15 protein-coding genes and 1 tRNA gene are annotated in these 14,991 nt (G+C 72.8%); 12 read left to right on the top strand and 4 right to left on the bottom strand.

Translation table 11 applies throughout. The annotated features are described in order from the left end of the window. The first annotated feature begins 15 nt into the window (after positions 1–15). The 4 genes from ACPC54_RS37050 to der all read left to right on the top strand — a co-directional run bounded on the left by ACPC54_RS37050 (position 16) and on the right by der (position 4,849). Positions 16–1,101 (top strand): prephenate dehydrogenase, encoded by a 1,086-nt coding sequence (locus tag ACPC54_RS37050; protein WP_498971244.1) that lies wholly within the window; start codon positions 16–18, stop codon positions 1,099–1,101. Positions 1,102–1,160: 59 nt separating this feature from the next. Then, entirely contained in the window at positions 1,161–2,297 is a 1,137-nt protein-coding gene (locus ACPC54_RS37045) for a DUF4419 domain-containing protein (RefSeq protein WP_498971242.1), read from the top strand. A 168-nt stretch (positions 2,298–2,465) separates the two neighbouring features. After that, positions 2,466–3,179: a (d)CMP kinase gene (gene cmk, locus ACPC54_RS37040; protein ID WP_498971240.1), complete on the top strand. Its 714-nt coding sequence runs from the start codon at positions 2,466–2,468 to the stop codon at positions 3,177–3,179. Positions 3,180–3,394: 215 nt separating this feature from the next. Continuing rightward, a complete protein-coding gene (gene der, locus ACPC54_RS37035; RefSeq protein WP_498971238.1) occupies positions 3,395–4,849 on the top strand; it encodes a ribosome biogenesis GTPase Der in 1,455 nt (484 codons plus the stop codon). A 76-nt stretch (positions 4,850–4,925) separates the two neighbouring features. Here der and ACPC54_RS37030 read toward each other — a convergent pair whose 3' ends face one another. After that, positions 4,926–5,489 (bottom strand): hypothetical protein, encoded by a 564-nt coding sequence (locus ACPC54_RS37030; RefSeq protein ID WP_498971235.1) that lies wholly within the window; start codon positions 5,487–5,489, stop codon positions 4,926–4,928. A gap of 231 nt (positions 5,490–5,720) precedes the next feature. Next, entirely contained in the window at positions 5,721–6,587 is an 867-nt protein-coding gene (locus ACPC54_RS37025) for a DUF8842 C-terminal domain-containing protein (RefSeq protein WP_498971233.1), read from the bottom strand. 625 nt (positions 6,588–7,212) lie between these two features. Between ACPC54_RS37025 and ACPC54_RS37020 the strand changes: the two genes are divergently transcribed. The 8 genes from ACPC54_RS37020 to ACPC54_RS36985 all read left to right on the top strand — a co-directional run bounded on the left by ACPC54_RS37020 (position 7,213) and on the right by ACPC54_RS36985 (position 13,273). Further along, entirely contained in the window at positions 7,213–7,998 is a 786-nt protein-coding gene (locus ACPC54_RS37020) for a transglycosylase family protein (RefSeq protein ID WP_498971231.1), read from the top strand. A 436-nt stretch (positions 7,999–8,434) separates the two neighbouring features. Beyond that, positions 8,435–8,785, top strand: coding sequence for a transglycosylase family protein (locus tag ACPC54_RS37015; RefSeq protein ID WP_498971229.1), 351 nt, complete (start codon positions 8,435–8,437; stop codon positions 8,783–8,785). Position 8,786: 1 nt separating this feature from the next. Continuing rightward, complete coding sequence (locus ACPC54_RS37010) at positions 8,787–9,494, top strand: alpha-ketoglutarate-dependent dioxygenase AlkB (RefSeq protein WP_498971292.1); 708 nt, start codon at positions 8,787–8,789, stop codon at positions 9,492–9,494. Positions 9,495–9,671: 177 nt separating this feature from the next. Further along, positions 9,672–10,532: an acyl-CoA thioesterase gene (locus ACPC54_RS37005; protein ID WP_498971227.1), complete on the top strand. Its 861-nt coding sequence runs from the start codon at positions 9,672–9,674 to the stop codon at positions 10,530–10,532. Then, on the top strand, positions 10,529–10,756 hold the full coding sequence (locus ACPC54_RS37000; RefSeq protein WP_498971226.1) for a hypothetical protein: 228 nt from the start codon (positions 10,529–10,531) through the stop codon (positions 10,754–10,756). The genes ACPC54_RS37005 and ACPC54_RS37000 overlap by 4 nt, the downstream gene beginning before the upstream one ends. 48 nt (positions 10,757–10,804) lie before the next feature. Further along, the gene (locus ACPC54_RS36995; RefSeq protein ID WP_498971224.1) at positions 10,805–11,587 is read left to right on the top strand and encodes a DUF1684 domain-containing protein; all 783 of its coding nucleotides are present in this window, start codon (positions 10,805–10,807) and stop codon (positions 11,585–11,587) included. 112 nt (positions 11,588–11,699) lie between these two features. Then, on the top strand, positions 11,700–13,043 hold the full coding sequence (locus ACPC54_RS36990) for an MFS transporter (RefSeq protein WP_498971222.1): 1,344 nt from the start codon (positions 11,700–11,702) through the stop codon (positions 13,041–13,043). Positions 13,044–13,199: 156 nt separating this feature from the next. Next, positions 13,200–13,273 (top strand) — tRNA-Pro (locus tag ACPC54_RS36985). Between the two features lie 116 nt (positions 13,274–13,389). Here ACPC54_RS36985 and ACPC54_RS36980 read toward each other — a convergent pair. Continuing rightward, positions 13,390–14,592: a site-specific integrase gene (locus tag ACPC54_RS36980; protein ID WP_498971220.1), complete on the bottom strand. Its 1,203-nt coding sequence runs from the start codon at positions 14,590–14,592 to the stop codon at positions 13,390–13,392. 58 nt (positions 14,593–14,650) lie between these two features. Next, a complete protein-coding gene (locus ACPC54_RS36975) occupies positions 14,651–14,848 on the bottom strand; it encodes a helix-turn-helix transcriptional regulator (protein ID WP_498971290.1) in 198 nt (65 codons plus the stop codon). Positions 14,849–14,991 lie beyond the last annotated feature (143 nt).

Genomic DNA, 14,991 nt, shown 5'->3' with positions numbered 1-14,991 from the left:
GGAGAGCGACCCGCCATGCGCACAGCAGTCGTCGTCGGCACCGGACTGATCGGCACCTCCGCCGCACTCGCACTGGCGGCGCGCGGGCTGACCGTCCACCTGGAGGACGCCGACCCGGACGCCGCGCGCACCGCGTCCTCGCTCGGCGCGGGCACCACCGAGCCGGCCGACGGCCCCGTCGACCTGGCGATCATCGCCGTCCCGCCGGCCCTGGTCGGCAAGGTGCTCGCCGACTGCCAGCGCCGCGACCTGGCCCGCTGGTACACCGACGTGGCCAGCGTGAAGGCCGGCCCGCGCAGCGAGGTCCTCGCGCTCGGCTGCGACACCACGCACTACATCGGCAGCCACCCGATGGCCGGCCGCGAGCGCTCCGGCCCGCTGGCCGCGCGCGCCGACCTGTTCGAGGGCCGCCCCTGGGTGCTCACCCCGACCACGGACACCGACACCGAGACGCTCAACGCCGCCCTGGAGCTCGTCGCGCTCTGCGGCGCGATGCCGATCGTGATGGACGCCGCCGAGCACGACCGGGCCGTCGCCCTGGTCTCGCACGCGCCGCAGCTGGTGTCCTCGCTGGTCGCCGCGCGGCTGGAGCACGCCGACGAGACGGCCATAAGGCTCTCCGGCCAGGGCGTCCGGGACGTCACCAGGATCGCCGCCTCCAACCCCGGGATGTGGGTCGACATCCTGTCCGCCAACGCGGGCGCCGTCGCCGACGTCCTGGAGGAGGTCGCCGCCGACCTCGGCGAGACCGTCACCGCGCTGCGCGCCCTGGACGCCGCCCCGGAGGGCGAGCGCCGGGCCGGCGCGGCCGGGATCGAGGCGGTCATGCGGCGCGGCAACAACGGCCAGTCCCGCATCCCCGGCAAGCACGGCTCGCCGCACACCCGGTACGAGACCGTCGCGGTCGTGCTCGGCGACCAGCCGGGCGAGCTGGGCCGGCTGTTCGGCGAGGTCGGCGCGGCCGGGGTCAACATCGAGGACGTCGCCATCGAGCACTCGACCGGCCAGCAGGTCGGGTTCGTGCAGCTGTCGGTGGCGCCCGGGGCGGTCGCGCCGCTGACGACGGCGCTGCGAGCGGGCGGGTGGAGCGTGCGGGACTGACGTCCGCCGGGGGGGGGGATGGCTGATCCGGTGGTCGGGCGGGTGCGGTTGGGGGCGGGATGATCATCGAGTTGCCGCTGGGCCCGGAGGCCCGGCACGGGTCCGCCGGAGAGCCGGTGGACCTCGGGAACGAGCGGTTCCTGCGGGCGGTGGCGGGCCCGGACGTCCGGATCCACCACCGCAGTGTGCGGGCGATGGTCGAGCCGCCGCGGCGGGAGCCGGAGTCCTCGGAGTCCTCGGAGTCCTCGGAGTCCCCGGGCTTCGGGGAGTCGGAGCCGGAGCCGGAGCCGCTCTGGAGCCTGCTGCTGCGCGCGGCGCACACCGCCTTCGCCGAGCACGTGCCGCTCAGCCTGTCACCGGACGTGCTCTGGTACGCGGTGGTGCACGAGGTCGCGGTGCACGTGCGGATGTACGCACCGCGCTACCGGGCGCTGTTCGGGGCCGGCCCGGGCGGGCAGGCCTTGATCACCGTCCGGGACGACGGCCTGGCCGGCCCGGACCCGGACTGGGCGGCCTCGATCCGGCTGGTGCGGGAGCCGCTGGCGGCGGCGGTCGGCGAGGAGGTCGCCGAGCTGTTCCGGCCCGGCTTCTCCACCACGACCCCGGCGGACGAGGCCTCGGCGCTGGTCGCGCTGATGGGCGCCGTCAGCCCGTACTACGCCTTCCGCTGGGAGACCCGCTGCGGGATCCCGCGCGTCCGACTGGAGGGCACCGCCGAGGACTGGGCACTGCTCGCCCGGCGGGTCGACGAGCTGGCCGGGCACTTCGACTGGCTCGCGCCGTGGTTCGCCGGGCTGCGGCCGGTGGTCGTCGAGATCGCGGCGACGGCGGCCGGCGGGCCGGTGGACGAGTGGTTCTGGCGCTCGCTGTACAAGTGGCGCTCGCTGTCCGGCGGGCCGCGGGTCACCGGCTGGCTCACCGCCTTCTTCGCCCACACCCAGACCCCGGACGGGCCGCGGCTGCGCAGTTCCTTCGACTGGCGGGCGGCGGCGGGCAGCGACTACCACCGGGACGCCTTCGAGGTGAACGACTTCCCCTCGCACCTCTCGGTGGTGCCCTTCGACTGGGACTGCCTCGGCACCGAGCGGCCGATGGCCTTCGTGGCCGGGGTGCTCGGTGTCGAGCGGGACGGTGACTTCCTGCGGCCCCGGCTGGGGCACGCGGTGCTGGAGACGGGGTCGACGGGGGACCGGTGAGGATCGTTGATGTACCGCTCGGCGAAGGTCGATGGCCGGGGCGAGGTTGGTGCGGGTGACCGGGCGGGATCGGGAGTCGGCGGCGGTCCATTAACCTTGAGGGAGACAATCCCCGGCCGTCCGCCCTCGCAGGCGTCCGGTTTCCGTGCTCAGAGAGAGGTTCGCGCCGTGGACACTGCCGACCGAGCGCACGCCCCGGTCGTCGTCGCCATCGACGGACCCTCCGGCTCCGGCAAGTCGACCGTCTCGCGGGCGGTCGCCGCCCGGCTGGGCCTGAGCTTCCTGGACACCGGCGCCATGTACCGGGCGATGACCTGGTGGATGCTCGCCAACGAGGTCGACGTCGAGGACGCCGAGGCGGTGGCCGTCGCGTGCGGCAAGCCGGTGATCGTGTCCGGCACGGACGCGGACGGCCCCACCATCACGGTGGACGGCCAGGACGTCTCCGGCCCGATCCGTGGCCCCGAGGTGACCGCGAAGGTCAGCGCCGTCGCCGCGGTGCCGGCCGTCCGGTCCCGGCTGGTGGAGCTGCAGCGCGGCTGCGCCGAGGTCGCCGAGCGCGGCATCGTCGCCGAGGGCCGGGACATGGGCACGGTGGTGTTCCCGGACGCCACCGTCAAGGTCTTCCTGACCGCCTCCGAGCGGGCCCGGGCCGAGCGCCGGGCCGCCGAGCTGCGCGCCAAGGGCGTCGACGAGGCGACCATCACCGCGATGGCCGCCGACCTCGCCCGCCGGGACGCCGCCGACTCCTCCCGGGAGACGGCCCCGCTGGCGCAGGCCGCGGACGCCGTGCTGGTGGACACCAGCGACCTCACGCTGGAGCAGGTGATCGACCGGATCGCCGCGCTGGTGGAGGAGCGGGCCGGGCTGTCGTCGGTCTGACCCGACCGTCCGGTCATCCGGGTACCTGGTCATCCGGGTATCGGGGTACCTGGTCATCCGACCATCCGGCCGTCTGACCATCCGGTCATCCGGCCATCGAATGAACCGCGGGCCGCCGAGGCGCCGCGGACGAAACCATCGCGCTGCCCCTGGTGGGGCGGGTACGCACGGCGCGCCCCTGGGAAGGGCCGGGCCGGGAAACGGAACAGACGAACATGACCGCAGAGCACTCCGCCACCGACCACGGTGGGCTGGACGCCGCAGACTACGCCGAGTTCATGGCCCTCGCCGCCGAGGAGGGCTTCGACGTCGACGGCTACGACGCCGTGGACGGCGAGGAGCACGTCCGGCTGCCCGTGCTGGCCGTCGTCGGCCGCCCGAACGTCGGCAAGTCGACCCTGGTGAACCGCATCATCGGCCGCCGCGAGGCCGTCGTCGAGGACAAGCCGGGCGTCACCCGCGACCGGGTCACCTACGAGGCCAGCTGGAACGGCCGCCGCTTCAAGGTGGTCGACACCGGTGGCTGGGAGATCGACGTCCTGGGCATCGACGCCATGGTCGCCGCCCAGGCCGAGCTGGGCATCGAGCAGGCCGACGCGGTGATGTTCGTCGTGGACGCCACGGTCGGCGCCACCGACACCGACGAGGCCCTGATCAAGCTCATCCGCCGGGCCGGCAAGCCGACCGTCCTGTGCGCCAACAAGGTCGACGGCCCGTCCACCGAGGCCGAGGCCGCCTACCTGTGGTCGCTGGGCCTCGGCGAGCCGTACCCCGTCTCCGCCCTGCACGGCCGCGGCTCCGGCGACCTGCTCGACGCCGTCATGGACGCGCTGCCCGAGGCCCCGCCGCAGACCTTCGGCGACGCCGCCCCCGGCGGCCCGCGCCGCATCGCGCTGATCGGCCGGCCGAACGTCGGCAAGTCCAGCCTGCTCAACAAGGTCGCCGGCGAGGAGCGCGTCGTCGTCAACGAGCTGGCCGGCACCACCCGTGACCCGGTCGACGAGATGATCGAACTCGGCGGCAAGACCTGGAAGTTCGTCGACACGGCCGGCATCCGCCGCCGCGTCCACCTGACTGCCGGGGCCGACTTCTACGCCTCGCTGCGCACCTCCGCCGCGCTGGATAAGGCCGAGGTCGCGGTCGTCCTGATCGACGCCAGCGAGACCCTGGCCGAGCAGGACACCCGGATCATCTCGATGGCCGTCGAGGCCGGGCGCGCCGTCGTCATCGCCTACAACAAGTGGGACCAGCTCGACGAGGAGCGCCGCTACTACCTGGAGCGCGAGATCGAGCGCGACCTCGTCCAGGTGCAGTGGGCCCCGCGCGTCAACGTCTCGGCCAAGACCGGCCGGCACATGGAGAAGCTCGTCCCGGCGATCGAGACCGCGCTGGAGGGCTGGGAGACCCGCATCCCGACCGCGCGCCTGAACGCCTTCCTCGGTGAGCTGGTGGCCGCTCACCCGCACCCGATCCGCGGTGGCAAGCAGCCGCGCATCCTGTTCGGCACCCAGGCGGGCACCCGTCCGCCGCGCTTCGTGCTGTTCGCCTCGGGCTTCCTGGAGGCCGGTTACCGGCGCTTCATCGAGCGCCGGCTGCGTGAGGAGTTCGGCTTCGTCGGGACGCCGATCTCGATCTCGGTGCGGGTCCGCGAGAAGCGCAAGAAGAAGTAGTAGTAGGTGAAGCGGTAGGTGTGGCCGAGGGGCCTCGTCGCGGTGGCGGCGGGGCCCTTCTGCTTGCCCGGTCGGGTCAGTGGTGGTCGACGGCGCGGCCCGGGGGGAGGGAGAGCATCTGGCGGTGGCGGCCGCCGGCGGGCTGGGCGGCGACCGGGCCGGTGACCGTGCCCAGGACGGGGGACGGCGGCGGGGGCGGGGCGGGCACCATGTGCGGCACCGGGTGCGGGGTCGGGTGCGGGGTCGCGTTCGGCGTCGCGTTCGGCGTCGGGTTGGGGAGGACGCCGAGGTAGCCGGTGGCGACCCAGCCCTGGCCGTTGGTGAACTGCGGCGACGGCGGTGCGGCCGGTGCGCCGTGGGCGCCTTGGCCCGGGCCGCCGTAGGTGTGGAAGGCCTGCTGCTGGTGCTGCTGGTGGAGCTGCTGGTGCTGGGGCGGCGGGTACGGGAACGCTCCGCCCGACAGCGGGTGGCCGTCGCGGATGGCGAAGGCGGTGAAGCCGAGGTCCTCCTCGCCGGTGCGGTCGCCGGGCAGGGCACGGAACAGCCGCCGGTACTCGGAGTACAGCTCGTCGTAGATCGGGGTGGTGGAGGCGGTCTGGGTCGTCACGTACGGGTGCTCCGCGTCGTACGACGGGCGCATGCCCGGGATTGAGAGGTGTCCGGTGGCGGACCGTCCGGGGGACGCGGCGACGTCGTAGCTGTACACGTAGGGGCCAACGAGTGAGGGGGCGGGGGGATGCGGGCGCGGCCACCGCGGGGCGGGGGCGGCCGCCTGGATCGATCGGCGGCGGCCGCCTCGCGGCGGGGTGGTGCCGGCTCGCGGTGCCCGGGCGGGCGGCTCCGTCCGGTGGACGGCTCCGCCGGGTACGGCTCAGGTCCCGGCGAGCGGCAGCGAGGCGGCGACGACCTGGCCCAGCGACACCGCGCGCTCCAGCGCCTGGCGCAGCAGGTCCTCGCGCGGCTGGCGGCCGACCATGCCGGCCGGGACGGCGTACATGGTCACCTCGGAGAGCTGGCTGGCGGCCATCCGCCACGCCTCGGTGACCTGGAGCGGCTGGTGCGCCTGCCACCAGCCGGTGCTGCCGCCGGCCGCGGCGGGCTGCAGGATCGCGTGCAGCTTGCCCATCGCGACCAGCACCGACCAGCCGGCCAGGTGGTCCGGGGTCTCGTTGAGGTCGCTGACGGGCTGGAAGCCGGCGTCCTGGAGCAGGTCGAGGAACTCGTCCTCGCCGGAGGTGCTGCCGGGGCGGCCGACCGGGCCGGTGGGCTCGACCACCAGCGAGGCGTGCCCGACCTTGTCGTGCAGGACGAGCCCGCAGGTGATGCCGAGGATGGCGGCCTGGCCGGGGGCGCTCGGCTGGGCGCCCGGGTCCGGGGCGGCACCGGCGGGGGAGCCGGGGGCGGTGTGGGCGGCGGGGACGGTGGGGGTGCCCGGCGAACCGAGGCCGGGCGCGCCGGTCTGGGCCTGGCTGATGCTGCGGACGGCGCCGGCCAGCTGCTCCTCGGACACCGGCACCACCTGGGAGGGGATGCAGCGGGCGTGGGCGAAGGCGAGCACCGCGGTCTCGTCGGCGACGAAGAGCACCGTGCTGGTGGCCTCGATGTCGGTGTCGCCAGGGGTGCGGCAGGAGGTGCACTCGTAGCTGGCGGGGGCGCGGTCGCCGGCGAGGAGGCGGTCGGCCTCGTCGTCGCCGATCTCGGACCGGACCTCGTCGCTGACGTCGAGCATGCGCGGCACTGGGTCTCCTCGGGGTGGGTGCGGATGGGTGGGTGCGGGTGAGTGCGGATGGGTGCGGGTGGGCTTCGGGGGCGGTTGAGGGGAGGTCGCCATGCCCAACGGGCCCCTGTGTCAGGCGTCACGGGTGCCGGTCGAGGTCGACGGGAATTGCCCGCGATCCGATCGCGCGGGGTGTTCTCGTGGTCGCAATCTGTCGATGTCGGTGGCGAGACTGCCGGAATGAAACCGTGAGGTGGGTCACGGTGTCCCGATGTTTGATCTAGGAATCGACGGTTAAATCGGACATTTCAGGCATGAATGGCAGGTTGTTACGGCCGGTAACCCCTTGCTGAGCTGGGCAGACAGCCGAGGTTTTGGAATCCCCGCCGACCGGCTCGTAGCTTCTTCAGCGGCGCAACGAGCGCCACCCGGGCTCACCCCCGACGCACAGCCCCCCGGCCCGCCGGGCGCGGCAGGTGCCCGCCGACGCGATCGCTCGAACAGGTCGCCGGCGAGTGGCTGGGTGGCCGGGGCGGCAGCGGCACGTCCGACACGTGCACGGCCGCCCCACGGACGCGGCAAGCGAACGCGGCCCTCTCCAGGGCTTGGTTCCGCCTGCCCGCCCGGGGCTGTCGAGAGGAACCTCATGACCTTCCGTAACGAGAACGCCGCTGCCACCACCTCCACCGTCACCAAGCGCAACCGCGTGCGGATGGCGGTCGTCGCGGGTGCCGCCGTCGCGGCCCTGCCGGTGGCCGGCCTCGTCACGGCCACCTCGGCCTCCGCCGCCTCCGTCTCCACCTGGGACGCCGTCGCCCAGTGCGAGAGCGGCGGCAACTGGTCGATCAACACCGGCAACGGCTTCTACGGTGGGCTGCAGTTCACCTCCAGCACCTGGGCCGCCTACGGTGGCACCGCGTACGCCGCGCAGGCCAACCAGGCCACCAAGGCGCAGCAGATCGCCGTCGCGGAGAAGGTCCTCGCCTCGCAGGGCCCAGGCGCCTGGCCCGTCTGCTCCGTCAAGGCCGGCCTGACCCAGGGCGGCGCCCCGGCCGCCGTCGACACCTCGGCCGGTTCGGCCGCCGGTTCGTCCGCTGCCAAGCCGGCGCAGACCCCGGCGCCGAAGACCGCCACCCCGAAGGCCGCCGCCGCGCCGAAGGCCGACATCGCGCCGAAGTCCGCCCCGAAGCAGGACGCCGCGCCGAAGCAGGACGCCGCCAAGGGCGCCCAGTCCTGGACCGGCTCGAACGACGCCAAGCCCGCTCAGCCGGCCCAGCCGGCCAAGGGCGACTACACCGTCAAGTCCGGTGACACCCTGAGCTCCATCGCTGCCGCGCAGGGCCTGGACTGGCACGACCTGTACAAGAACAACGCCAAGGTCGTCGGCGGCAACCCCGACCTGATCTTCCCGGGCCAGGTCCTGAGCATCTGAGCTTGAGCCTCTGGGCTTGAGCGTCTGGGCTTGAGCGTCTGGGCTTGAGCCTGCGTGCCTGATCAGCTGGGCTTGAGCCGGTGCGCTTGCGCAGCCGAGTGCGAGTTCGGGTGCCGGTGCGGGCTCGTCGCCGAGCGCGTGACCTCGAAGGCCGCTCCTCCGTGTGGGGGAGCGGCCTTCGGCGTGTCCGGTGTGTCGGGGTGGTGGTGCGGTGGCGGCGCGGCGGCGGTGCCTAGGGTCGGGCGCCATGCTGCATTCGCATGACGCACGATCCGATGATCGGCATGGTGGGTGGTTCGGTGATCGGCGCCCGGACGGGCGCCCGGACGGGCGGGCAGGTCGGGCGGCGCTGCGGCTGAGCGTCGCGGTGGCGGTGGTGGCGGCCGTGGTCTCGGGCGGCGCCGGAGGTCCCGGGGGCGGCCGGGCCGGTGCGGCGGTGCGCGTCGCGGACATGGTGTGGGACGAACTCGCCGACTGCGAGAGCGGCGGCGACTGGCGGGCCGACACCGGCAACGGATACTACGGCGGTCTGCAGATCTGGCCGCCCACCTGGGCCGACGCCGGTGGCCTGCGCTACGCCGACCGGCCGGACCACGCGAGCCGGCGGGAGCAGACCACCGTCGCCGAGGAGATCCTCCGGCGGGAGGGGTGGGAGGCCTGGTCGGGCTGTGCGCGGGAGCTGGGGCTGATCGGCGGGCCGAAGGGCGGCGCCGGGAGTTCGCACGAGCAGTGGTCGGCCGCCCGGGGCGAGGGCGGTGCAGGAGGATGGTGGGGTGATTCAGGGTGAGCTGTTCGGCGATCCGGCGGGTCCCGCGGGCGGGTCCGGTGAGCGGGGCGGGCGCTGCGAGCCCGCCCCCGGGGCCGTGCTGCTCCCCGGCTGGCTGGACCTCGACGCGCAGCTGCGCCTGGTCGCGGCCTGCCGGGAGTGGGCCCGCCCGCCGGCCGGCCTGCACGAGGTGCGGATGCCCACCGGCGGCGTGATGTCGGTCCGGATGGTGAGCCTCGGCCTGCACTGGTACCCGTACGGCTACCGGCGGCTCGCCGAGGACGGCGCACCGGTCAAGCCGTTCCCGCCGGAGCTCGGCCGGCTCGCCCGCCGGGCCGTCGCCGCGGCGTACGGGGACGGCCGGGGCACGGGGGCTGCCGGCGCACCGGTCGCCGGCGCGGCGGCGTACGAGCCGGACATCGCGATCGTCAACCACTACCCGCACGGCGCGAAGATGGGCCTCCACCAGGACCGCGACGAGCGGGTGGACGCGCCGGTGGTGTCGCTGTCGCTCGGCGACTCGTGCGTCTTCCGGCTAGGGAACACCGAGACCAGGACCAGGCCGTGGACCGATCTGGAGCTGCGCAGCGGGGACCTGCTGGTGTTCGGCGGCCCGGCCCGGTTCGCGTACCACGGGGTGGTCCGGACGCTGCCGGGGACGGCGGACCCGGCGCTGGGGCTGATCGGGCGGCTCAACATCACCGTGCGGCAGTCGGGCCTGGACCGGTAGGGCCCGCCTCGGTCACTCCCCGTACTGCCGCTCACACGTTCGTGTGAACTGGTCGCTTCGGCCCGATGAGCGGGAATGACCCGGGTCGCCGGAGAATTCGAGTGAGCGGAAGAATTCGATGCGGAGCGGGCACCGCCGGCCGGTGCGAACGCCCCGTCGCCCGGAGAGGGAGCGCGCATGGGTACCCCCGTCGACGACCTTGTCGACCTGCTCGACCTGGAGCAGATCGAACTGAACATCTTCCGCGGGCGCAGCCCCGAGGAGGCGCTGCAGCGGACGTTCGGCGGCCAGGTCGCCGGGCAGGCGCTGGTCGCGGCAGGGCGCACGGTGGACGGCGAGCGCCCCGTCCACTCGCTGCACGCCTACTTCCTGCGCCCCGGGGTGCCCGGAGTGCCGATCGTCTACCAGGTCGACCGGATCCGCGACGGCCGCTCGTTCACCACCCGGCGGGTGCTCGCGATCCAGGGCGGCCGGTCGATCTTCGCGCTCACCGCCGACTTCCACCTCCCCGAGGAGGGCGGCATCGAGCACCAGTACCCGGCGCCGACCGTCCCCGCCCCCGAGGACCTGCCCAGCGCACTGGAGGAAGTCGGCTCCAGACTCGGCGAACTGCCCCCGTTCATCAGCCGCCGCCAGCCCTTCGACATCCGGTACGTCGACCGGCTGCGCTGGACCAAGGAGGAGTTGGAGGGCGTCGAGGCCCGCAGTGGCGTCTGGCTGCGCACCAACGGCCCGCTGCCCGACGATCCGCTGATACACGTCTGCGCCCTCACCTACGCCAGCGACATGACCCTGCTGGACGCCGTGCGCGCGCCCGTGGAACCACTGTGGGGCACGCGGCACTTCGACATGGCCTCGTTGGACCACGCGATGTGGTTCCACCGGCCGTTCCGGACGGACGACTGGCTGCTGTACCAGCAGGAGTCCCCGATCGCCCACGGCTCGCGCGGCCTCGCACGCGGGCAGATCTACGACCGGGAGGGGCGGCTGGTGGTGTCCGTGGTCCAGGAGGGGCTGTTCCGGCCACTGGGTGGGTGAGTGAGCTGCTGCGGCACCGTGTCGCCGGGGTGTGTCGGCGTGTTGCCGGGCGTCACGGTTCCCGGTCGTTCCCCGGCGGGCGGGAATGGCCCGGGGCGGTCGGCGGTGTTGTCGTGGTCGTCGACGCCGCGGTGTTCGGCGCCGCGGTGTTCGGCGTCGGGACGGTCGGTGTCGGGGCGGTCGCGACGTTCGGGGCGATCGACCGAGATGATCGACCGAGGTGACGGCCCGAGCGGCGGGCCGTCCACGAACCTGAGCGGGAGGGTGAACCGATGACGGCGACAGCCGCGGAGGACTGGAAGCACTGGAGCGAGCAGCGGGCCGCATCGGTGAGTGCGCCGCACGGCCAGCTCGCACTCACCGGCACGCACTGGCTGGCCCCGGAGCCCGGTGAGGTCCCCGGCCTGCCCGGCCGCTGGTGGGCGGACGGCGAAGGCGTCCGGGTCCGGGCGGCAGCCGCAGACGGCATCACGGTCGGCGGTCGGCCCGTCGACGGCGAGGTGCTGCTGCGCCCGGACACCGACCCGGCCGCCGACACCGCGGCCCTCGGCGACCTGCTGCTCGTCCCGATCGAACGCGAGGGTGAAATCGCCCTGCGCGTCCTCGACCCGGCCGCACCCCGCCGGACCGCCTTCGCGGGCATCTCCAGCTACCCGTACGCGCCGGAATGGGCGGTCCCCGCCGTCTTCACCCCCTTCGAGGGCGAGCCGCAGGCCGTCGTCGTCCCCAACGCGGACGGACGGGAACGCCCGCTCGCCGTCTCCGGGCGGATCGAGTTCACCGTCGCCGGCGAGCACCGCACCCTCACCGTCAGCAGCGCCGGCGGCCGGCTCAGCGGGGTGATCTCCGACGCGACCAGCGGCGCCGACACCTACCGGTTCCGCTTCATCACGCTGCCCGCACCCGACGCGGACGGGAACACCGTGCTCGACCTCAACCGGGCCTACCTGCCGCCGTGCGCCTTCTCGGACCACTTCATCTGCCCGTTCCCGCCGCCGGGCAACCGGCTGGACTTCGCGGTCGAGGCGGGGGAGCGGCAGGTCCTCAGCCGGTAGCCGGTAGGCGGTAGGCGGTAGGCGGTAGCCAGTGCGGCGCTGCGCCGTTACCGCCCCGCTGCGCCGCCCCCGGTGTCGGGCGGCGCAGCGGCCGGGGCCAGCATGGACGACTGTGCCGACCAACCAGCCTCCCGACGCCGTCTCCCCGCCCACCCCGCCCACCCCGTCGTCCCCTTCTTCCCCTTCCTCTCCTTCCTCCCCTTCCTCTCCGCCCTGGTACCGGCGGGCCGCCCGAGGGGCGTTCGCCGACCTCAGCCCGCTGCGCGAGAACGCCGACTACCGCCGGGTGTGGTTCGGCCAGGCGGTGTCCTCCATAGGCCAGCAGATGACGGCCGTCGCCGTGTCCGTCCAGGTCTACGCCCTGACCGGCTCCTCCTTCGCCACCGGCCTGGTGGGCCTCTTCTCGCTCGTCCCGCTGGTCGCCTTCGGCCTCTACGGCGGAGCCATCGCCGACACCGTCGACCGGCGCCGGCTCGGCCTGATCGGCGCCGCCGGCCTCGCCGCCGTCTCCGCCGTCCTCGCCGTCCAGGCCACCGCCGACATCGGCCAGGTCGCCGTCCTCTACGCCGCCGTCGCCCTCCAGGCCGCGTTCTTCGCGATCAGCTCGCCCGCCCGCTCCGCGATGATCCCCAGGCTCGTCCCCAGCCACCAACTCCCGGCCGCCAACGCCCTGAACACCATCAGCATGAACCTCGGCCTCACCGTGGGCCCCATGCTCGGCGGCGTCCTCATCGGCGCCTACGGAAGCCAGGCCGCCTACCTCGTCGACACCGTCGCCTTCTCCGGCACCCTCTACGCGATGTGGCGCCTGCCCGCCCTCCGCCCGCTCGGCGACCGCAAGGGCCGGGCCTCCGTCCTCGACGGCCTGCGCTTCCTGCGCGAGCAGCCCAACCTGCGCACCAGCTTCCTCGCTGACCTCGCCGCGATGATCTTCGGCATGCCGCGCGCCCTCTTCCCGGCCATCGCGGTCACCTTCTACGGCGGCGAAGCCCGCACCGTCGGGCTGCTCGTCTCCGCCCCCGCGGTCGGCGCCCTGATCGGCGCCCTCTTCTCCGGCTGGGTCGGCCGCATCCACCGCCAGGGCGCCGCCGTCCTCGCCGCCGTCTGCGCCTGGGGCCTCGCCATCGCCGCCTTCGGCGCCCTCCACAACCTCTGGCTCGGCCTCCTCCTGCTCGCGGTCGCCGGCTGCGCCGACACCGTCAGCATGATCTTCCGCAACACGATGATGCAGGTCGCCGCCCCCGACGAGATGCGCGGCCGCCTTCAGGGCATCTTCATCGTCGTCGTCGCCGGCGGCCCCCGCCTCGGCGACTTCGAATCCGGCGCCGTCGCCTCCCTCACCAACCCCGCCACCTCCGTCATCACCGGCGGCCTCGCCTGCGTCGCCGCCGTCCTCCTCCTCGCCGCCCGCCGCCCCGCCTTCCTCACCTACGACGCCCGCCACCCGACCCCCTGACCCACCCCTCCTCCACCCCACCCCCTCACCCGAAACCTGGCAGCGAGCACCCCCCGACGTGCTGTATTGTTTTCCATGTCGCCGGGACAGCCCGGAGACAAGGTCGAGAAGCCCACAGCAGAGCCCCCCAGGCCCCGCTACCGGGCACCGAGACCACGGGACGTGGCGCAGCTTGGTAGCGCACTTGACTGGGGGTCAAGGGGTCGCAGGTTCAAATCCTGTCGTCCCGACTGGAGTTCAACTCCATAGTCGCAGGTCAGAAGCCCTGGCTCACTTCGGTGAGTCGGGGCTTCTGCTGTTGCGTTCGGACAGCGTGTCACATTTTGTCACAATCCCCTTCCGCTCCTCAGGCGAGCAACTGTCCGAGCTTGTCCGAACCGGCCTTGAGACTCTGCGGGTCGGGGTGCACGTACACCCGCTTGGTGAAGGACAAGTCCGTGTGCCCGGCCCAGGCGGAGACCACGGTGTCAGGTACCCCGTTGTTCGCCATCCAGGACAGGACAGCGTGGCGCGCGAGGTAGAGGCGCACCTGCCGTACTCCGGCCAGCTTCATGAGCCGGTAGGCCTCGCGCCGGAGCTTGTCCGTCTTGAGCGGGTTCCCCAGTTCGTCCACCACGACGTAGCCGCTGTCGTTGTAGGCCGGGCCGGCAGCGAGCTTCTCTTTGGCCTGCTGGGCGTGCATGCGCAGCAGCGCCCGGTAGACGGGTTCAGGCAGCGGAAGCACTCGGTCTCCAGCTTCTGACTTGGGTCCTTTCTCAACGACTTTGTTGCGCTGTCCCCGCTCCTGCGTCCGGTCATAGACGATGGTGCGGGTGTTCCCCGTGGCAATCGTCCCGCCATCCTCACCAAGCCGAACATCCTCAGCCCACCGGGCCCCACACACCTCGGCCGGCCGCTCGGCGATCAAGGAGAGCATCATGCCTCCGCAGAGATGGTCCTCCTGGATGGCCTTGATGAACGCGCGGACCTCCGTCTCGTCCCACGGCCGCTCGGTGGGGGTCACAGCCTTTGCCTGCTGCTTCACCTCACGGGAGATGGTCACGTACTGGGCGACGTTGCGGGTTACCCAGCCGCGGCGAACAGCCAAGGTGAGGGCTGAGCGAAATCGGCCGAGGGTGAGGCGGATTGAGCGAAGCCCCAATCCTGAGCCCACCTTCCCACCACGCTGACGACCTTTGGTTGCCATCCAGTCGACCAGGGCCTCAACATCCTCCTCGGTGAGCTGTTGGAGTCGCTTCTGCCCAAGGAACAGGCGCACGGGACGGATGGCGTTGTCGTAGTTGGTGGCGGTCGCTTCCTCGACGTCTCGGGTCGCGTTCGCGAGCCAGATATCCAGGAGCTCGTCAACGGTCATCGTGGACGGGGCGACGTAGCTGCCGGTTGCCCGTTGGTGGCGGATGCGGGCGTACTCGTCGCGTGCCTCCTTCTTCGTGTCGAACGTCCGGCGGATCTGCCGGCGCCGACCGGTCGCGTCAGGTGGCGCATCGATGACAAAACGGTAGCGAACCGTTCCGTCCTTAAGGACGACTTTATAAATGGGGTCAGCCACAGGAACACCTGCCGTGGTACGAGATCCCCCCTGGGAGAAACGAGAACCTGGCCAAGCGCTAGATGGCTTCCAGGTACGCAACAAGCGAGGCAGTCACCACGCGGTAGCGGGTGCCGAACTGGACGACCCGAAAGGGCGCGTGTCCCCGCTTGATCAAGGCATACAGGTGGGACTTGGAGATCCCCAGCGCCTCGGCCGCACGGGGCACGTCGATGGTCGCTGCCCAGGACCGGATCTCATCGAGTGTGGGTTGCATCAGCACCCTCAGGAGCTAGACGGAGCGCTCAACCGCCGCTGAGACGACGCGGGTACGGGAGCTTTTCTTGAGTAGAAATGCCCGAAATAAACAGATATGGAGCAAAAAACGGAGGGAAGAACGGGAAGCACACCCACTCCCCG

It is taken from the genome of Kitasatospora sp. NPDC094028, from assembly GCF_049543595.1.
Lineage (GTDB): Bacteria > Actinomycetota > Actinomycetes > Streptomycetales > Streptomycetaceae > Kitasatospora.
This window is presented reverse-complemented; position numbering and strand designations above follow the sequence as displayed.

Coding starts and splice junctions, on each gene's coding strand:
- ACPC54_RS37045 (WP_498971242.1), top strand. CDS start 1,161: ATGATCATCGAGTTGCCGCTGGGCCCGGAGGCCCGGCACGGGTCCGCC.
- ACPC54_RS37030 (WP_498971235.1), bottom strand. CDS start 5,489: ATGCGCCCGTCGTACGACGCGGAGCACCCGTACGTGACGACCCAGACC.
- ACPC54_RS36995 (WP_498971224.1), top strand. CDS start 10,805: ATGACGGCGACAGCCGCGGAGGACTGGAAGCACTGGAGCGAGCAGCGG.
- ACPC54_RS37050 (WP_498971244.1), top strand. CDS start 16: ATGCGCACAGCAGTCGTCGTCGGCACCGGACTGATCGGCACCTCCGCC.
- ACPC54_RS37005 (WP_498971227.1), top strand. CDS start 9,672: ATGGGTACCCCCGTCGACGACCTTGTCGACCTGCTCGACCTGGAGCAG.
- der (WP_498971238.1), top strand. CDS start 3,395: ATGACCGCAGAGCACTCCGCCACCGACCACGGTGGGCTGGACGCCGCA.
- ACPC54_RS37020 (WP_498971231.1), top strand. CDS start 7,213: ATGACCTTCCGTAACGAGAACGCCGCTGCCACCACCTCCACCGTCACC.
- ACPC54_RS36975 (WP_498971290.1), bottom strand. CDS start 14,848: ATGCAACCCACACTCGATGAGATCCGGTCCTGGGCAGCGACCATCGAC.